The 4,865-nt window shown below is 44.4% G+C and carries 7 protein-coding genes and 1 CRISPR repeat array; of the genes, 1 reads left to right on the top strand and 6 read right to left on the bottom strand.

All coding sequences use genetic code 11. The features are described from left to right. A partial coding sequence (locus H1R82_RS14200) for a DUF4064 domain-containing protein (protein ID WP_181821707.1) occupies positions 1 to 286 on the top strand: 286 nt, incomplete at its 5' end. 344 nt (positions 287 to 630) lie between these two features. Then, positions 631 to 1,036: a CRISPR direct-repeat array (repeat unit 36 nt; unit sequence GTCAAAATGGTTACACCTCTTCTAGAGGATTGAAAC). A gap of 36 nt (positions 1,037 to 1,072) precedes the next feature. Here the strand turns inward: H1R82_RS14200 and H1R82_RS14195 are convergent. From H1R82_RS14195 to H1R82_RS14170, 6 genes are all read right to left on the bottom strand, one after another. Then, complete coding sequence (locus H1R82_RS14195) at positions 1,073 to 1,831, bottom strand: PIG-L deacetylase family protein (protein ID WP_181821705.1); 759 nt, start codon at positions 1,829 to 1,831, stop codon at positions 1,073 to 1,075. Between the two features lie 46 nt (positions 1,832 to 1,877). After that, on the bottom strand, positions 1,878 to 2,573 hold the full coding sequence (locus tag H1R82_RS14190) for an N-acetylmuramoyl-L-alanine amidase family protein (RefSeq protein ID WP_062843037.1): 696 nt from the start codon (positions 2,571 to 2,573) through the stop codon (positions 1,878 to 1,880). Then, complete coding sequence (locus tag H1R82_RS14185; protein WP_181733093.1) at positions 2,570 to 2,812, bottom strand: holin; 243 nt, start codon at positions 2,810 to 2,812, stop codon at positions 2,570 to 2,572. The genes H1R82_RS14190 and H1R82_RS14185 overlap by 4 nt, the downstream gene beginning before the upstream one ends. A 5-nt stretch (positions 2,813 to 2,817) precedes the next feature. Beyond that, on the bottom strand, positions 2,818 to 3,147 hold the full coding sequence (locus H1R82_RS14180) for a hemolysin XhlA family protein (protein WP_138615140.1): 330 nt from the start codon (positions 3,145 to 3,147) through the stop codon (positions 2,818 to 2,820). A gap of 35 nt (positions 3,148 to 3,182) precedes the next feature. Further along, the gene (locus H1R82_RS14175) at positions 3,183 to 3,452 is read right to left on the bottom strand and encodes a hypothetical protein (protein ID WP_181733092.1); all 270 of its coding nucleotides are present in this window, start codon (positions 3,450 to 3,452) and stop codon (positions 3,183 to 3,185) included. Then, positions 3,452 to 4,865, bottom strand: a 1,414-nt coding sequence (locus tag H1R82_RS14170; RefSeq protein ID WP_220272549.1) for a Gp37-like protein, incomplete at its 5' end; no start/stop codon positions are given. The genes H1R82_RS14175 and H1R82_RS14170, both read right to left, overlap by 1 nt.

Here is a 4,865-nt window from a genome sequence, read left to right as displayed (position 1 = left end):
TGCACTGTTTGCTATCTTTTTTGGAGCTGTGGATGAGGCAGTTTCAGGCAGTACATCGGAGGTAACCGGGTTAGGTTGGGGAGCTTTCCTTTTTTCCATCTTGGCAATCGTAGGAGCAATTGTAGTAAAGATTAATCCAAAGATCGGCGGCACTTTGATGCTGATTTCAGGGATCGGCGGATTAATTAGCATCTCGATGTTCTATGTATTAGCAACCGTGTTCCTTGTAATTGCAGGATTAATGGGAATCTTCCGCAAGGATAAACAAAAAGAAATGTCAGCATGAACCTAAAGGTGGGATTTTCCTCTTCTGGAGGATTACAAAAACAGCCCTCTCCGGGAAATGGAGAGGGCTTTAATATTAGAACTGAAGGTTTACAAGAATTTTATTTTTTTGTAGACTGAAATTAGTTGATATTTTTGATGTTCATACAAGGATTTATCGAGCGCCTTGATATGTCAAAAATCCCCGGGGTTGCTCGTAAAAGCTGAAACCCGCATGAAATAAAGGAAAAAGCCACTTCGTTTTGACTTGATACATAAAAAATAACTTAAATGCTCTTTAAAAAACGAAGGTGCTCGAAAAACCATATTGAACCTCAAGCGTGTCAAGGGTTTCAGACGCATGCAGTCAAAATGGTTACACCTCTTCTAGAGGATTGAAACATTTTGGTAGTGTTTTCGGATGTTTTTTCAACCGTGTCAAAATGGTTACACCTCTTCTAGAGGATTGAAACCCTAGTAGTTCGTCAACTTCCTTCTTTTGTTCGTCCGTTAGGTCAAAATGGTTACACCTCTTCTAGAGGATTGAAACTTATTAACAGGCTCACTGGTGTACTACCACTACACCGTCAAAATGGTTACACCTCTTCTAGAGGATTGAAACCTTCCAAACAAACAACTTTTCTGTATATAGCATAGTTCCGTCAAAATGGTTACACCTCTTCTAGAGGATTGAAACACCCAAACCTCGTTCAGATCCTTACATCCCTGATACACTGTCAAAATGGTTACACCTCTTTTGGAGGATTGAAACAAAAAAGCCCTCTCCGGATATGGAGAGGGCTTTTAATTATTGCCCAGGCATATGGAGATAATGGAACGGATCGGCCAATAATTTATCAAATTGACGGCTGACTGAATGATATCCGATCGCATATGCACCGAGCCTCGGAGCCCAGGCAGCATAACACCGGCAAGCATTGATGACACGTTGCTTGATAGTGTTATCCGTGGGAGTATCTTTCCAACCGCCGCCAGGAATCGCTGCGCCACGGGATTCATAGTCATCCCTTGTGGCCATACTGATGATAAAGCGGACATAATATTGAATTGCCCCTTCATCATAGAGATCCTGCAAAGCTTGTCCACATGCTGCATGGTCCGGATGGATATCGTGATAACTCAAGGTATAGTGGTCAGCATCAGGGAACAGGTTGATATATTTTTGGATTACACTTTTGGCTTCATTCACTGTCACATTTTCCCCGCCGTCGCTGTTCGGATCATCAAGATATTCAATATGCTGATTTTCAGCTGGTACACCAAGTTGCCGGAGAGCATTATAAAACTCCTCCATCCGGGCTTCCGCAAATTGCTCAACTGTCAACGGTTTATACCCCTCAAACTCCGGGTCGTGCTTGATCTCCCAGAAGTATCCGCCATTGACATGTGTTCCATTGATTACGTTAAGGGCCCCGGATTGGCGACCATACGTCATCAGAACCACATGAGTATCCCTGCCGGCTGCTACATGCTCAGCGATGGTGATCCCCATGTTCAACGTCTCATCATCTGCATGTGGCGAGTAAAAAACAACAGGTCTGCTCATGATGTATCCCTCCATTAAAAAAACCCTGCCATTAGCAGGGTTTGTGTTAAAGTTTTTTCAATTGGATTTCCTTAGAGCCTTTCCTTACCGCTTCCAGTACAGCATCAGTAATTTTGGACTCGTAGGCTGTGTCATATATCACCTCCTCATCAACGGTAATGCGATACATCGGCTTAGGTGCCGTGTTTTTCTTTTTCAGACCGAAAATTTTGGCGATCCCGACGGCAATTGCCGCGGCCAAGTTATCCAGGAAGGCATCATCTTTTAAGAGTTTATTTTCTTTTTCGTTTGTGATAAAGAGGTTTTCAAGTAGGATTGCCGGCATCTTGGTTTCACGGAGCACCGCGTAATTTGCACGTTTTTTCCCGCGGTCATGGATACCGACTTGTGCCAGGTAATTCATAACTTGTTCATGGAGAATAGTCTGATACCGTGCGGTTGTAGTACTGGCGTTAACATAGATGAACGATTCAAAGCCGTGGGCGGATGCGCTCGCGGCATTGTTATGCAATGAGATGAAAAGGTCAGCATTTCGATCATTGGCGAACTTAGCGCGTTCGCTCAGTTCCAAAAAGCGGTCATCCCAACGGGTAAGGGATACGACCGCTTTTTCATATTGGCCAAGATGATCATTTAGTTTTTTCGCCAAGTTTAACACCACATCTTTTTCATTGATCTTAAAACCAATAGCGCCAGGATCTTTACCACCATGACCAGGATCAATCACAACATACACGCTCATTTGGACTTGCCCCCTTTGATCAAGTTTTTCGGTCCAGAATAAAGACCGGATGCAGAAAGCCCCAAAACAACACCTTGTAAAACTCTTACAGAAATGCTACCTTGCAAAAAGAAAGCACCAAACACTACACCCAACACCAAAGAAACAAGTGGGACCCACCGTGAAGGCAACCCCACTTGTTTCACTAACTCACAAAGCCCTAAAATGACTGGAATCAAAGCATATTCAAGACTTTCCATCATTATCATCCTCCTATCGATTGTTGGGCAAAATAAAAAAGCGCTCCTATTGCGCCTGTTGCAATGGCCCCTCCAACTATACGCCACATCCAGATTATTTGGTCCTCAATCTTTTTCGCCAAGTCTAATGCATCTTCCGCCTTATTAAGTGCTTCTCGGCTACGTTCATCTACCGACTCTAACGCCTTCTGGCTTCTCTCGCTCGCCTGTTGAGCGGCTTCAATTCGTCCCTCAAGCTTATCTAGTCGTCCTTCAATTCTTTGCAACGATTTCGATACCTCCTGGAGCGCTGTGTACATCTCCTTTGCAGAAATGATAACTCCGTTTTCATTCATATCTCCTTTTCCTCCTGCAGTTTCCCCCTATGGTATTATTCGTTATTTAATCTTTGTACAAGTTGATAGCAAGCTTCTTTTATAACGCTTTTCTTGTCAGTTAGAGAATTTTCACTTGTTGCCGCCAAAGGAACCCATTCATTTTGAGAAAGTTCCCATTGTCCTGTATCAGGGTTTAATTCACATAGAACCAAATTATGAAACGGCCAATCACTTCCATCTTGGGGATCTATTTCAACAACAATCTTTTCTGATTGATTGTCTTTAAACTCATAGTACTTGAAAATCGGTTCAAATCTAGCCATCATAACCCCCCTGTTCTTTTGGTCATGTTCTGAATCCATCCGCGATGATCCGCGATTTTCTTTTTGTCATCCAGGCCATAGAGAGGCGCTGGAGTTGTACCTAACCGAACTTGGATATTCTCTCCGTTTGAATCAATAGCCCCTGAGACTTCACGGATGATCACATCATCATCCCCCAGCGGAGTCCTCACCTTTACACGGTCACCAAGAAACCAGTCTCTGTGATATTCCATTCCATCAATCGAAACAACATCAGCTTCAATAGTCGTCTGAGCTGTATTTTTTCTCAATTCGTCATAAAGTTGTGGTTTCAATTCTTCAATTTCCTGTCGATGGTCACTAGTTTCTGAGCGTTTGAAACCGGTAAACTCGACAAAGGCTTCCCGGTCACCGTAAATCGTGCGGGTCGGTTCATCACCGCTATGGGCAAATACCCTGTTAGGCCCTTCTCCACTTCCGGCGATTTGTATCATATTGGCGGTTGGCGCTGTTCGGGTCCGACGTATCCGGAGGACATTTCTTTGTTCTTTTGAAAAAATGATGGATGACGTTTTATTTGGGCATGCCTTAAATTCAAAGACGATCCACCATCCGCCATAAGAAGTCCCTAAATTCGGTTCATATGACTGTTTGGAGGTGAGAATGATTGGATGCGGCGGCTTCCACACGGTCCCGTCGCTGTTGTAGACCGTTGATTCGCTATAGTTCACGATCTGCTCCAAGATGTCCATCATCGGGTCGCCCCTGGTTACGATCGGATTGGGATTTGGGAATGTGCTCAAATCGCCGCTCGGGTATCTTTCACTCCCAACATCATTAGGTGAACCCTGTGTGAACTTAACGTATAGTTGCGGGATACGCCTGGTTTGGTGTGCACGCTGCCCTTTGTTCTTTTCGAATATGTCCCAGAAACACTCGCTACTCGATCTGCTTGGTTCGCCTGGTCTTTGTTGCCGGTCATTCGGCGTATAGTCCGTATGGTTTCCGGCGCTATCTCTCATAAACGGCGATTGAAAGTATCTCGGGTGAGCTAATGCCAGGGACCGCGCGACAAAATCCATTTCGTCCGCACCAATGAATGTCATAATCTCACCGTTCTGATCAAATGAATATTCATGATCCAGAAGCGGACCAGAAAATAAATATTGTCCGTTTCGTTCAACATAGATGCCGCCCACGCCGCGGTTCCCAGCAACTAAAAGCCCTAGGAGCTGTCGCGTTGACTCTGAATTGTATGGTAGAGTCAACACCCACTTTCCCAGGGCATTCATTCTCAAGGTGTATTGGAAGTCGATGTAATCCGTGACTTCCCAAACAAATTGGAGGTTTGCGTTTCGGATTCTGATCCGATATTCCGGCTTCATATTACACCCCCCAATATGGCGTTTCCACATAAACATGGTATCGGCCATC

It is taken from the genome of Thermoactinomyces intermedius, assembly GCF_013912365.1.
Classification (GTDB): Bacteria; Bacillota; Bacilli; order Thermoactinomycetales; family Thermoactinomycetaceae; genus Thermoactinomyces; species Thermoactinomyces intermedius.
Note: the sequence above shows the minus strand (reverse complement) of the source record. Positions and strands in the feature narration are given on the sequence as shown.

Excerpts from the sequence above, each read along its gene's own strand:
- H1R82_RS14195 (WP_181821705.1), bottom strand. The coding sequence starts at position 1,831 with ATGAGCAGACCTGTTGTTTTTTACTCGCCACATGCAGATGATGAGACG.
- H1R82_RS14190 (WP_062843037.1), bottom strand. The coding sequence starts at position 2,573 with ATGAGCGTGTATGTTGTGATTGATCCTGGTCATGGTGGTAAAGATCCT.
- H1R82_RS14180 (WP_138615140.1), bottom strand. The coding sequence starts at position 3,147 with ATGAATGAAAACGGAGTTATCATTTCTGCAAAGGAGATGTACACAGCG.
- H1R82_RS14175 (WP_181733092.1), bottom strand. The coding sequence starts at position 3,452 with ATGGCTAGATTTGAACCGATTTTCAAGTACTATGAGTTTAAAGACAAT.
- H1R82_RS14185 (WP_181733093.1), bottom strand. The coding sequence starts at position 2,812 with ATGGAAAGTCTTGAATATGCTTTGATTCCAGTCATTTTAGGGCTTTGT.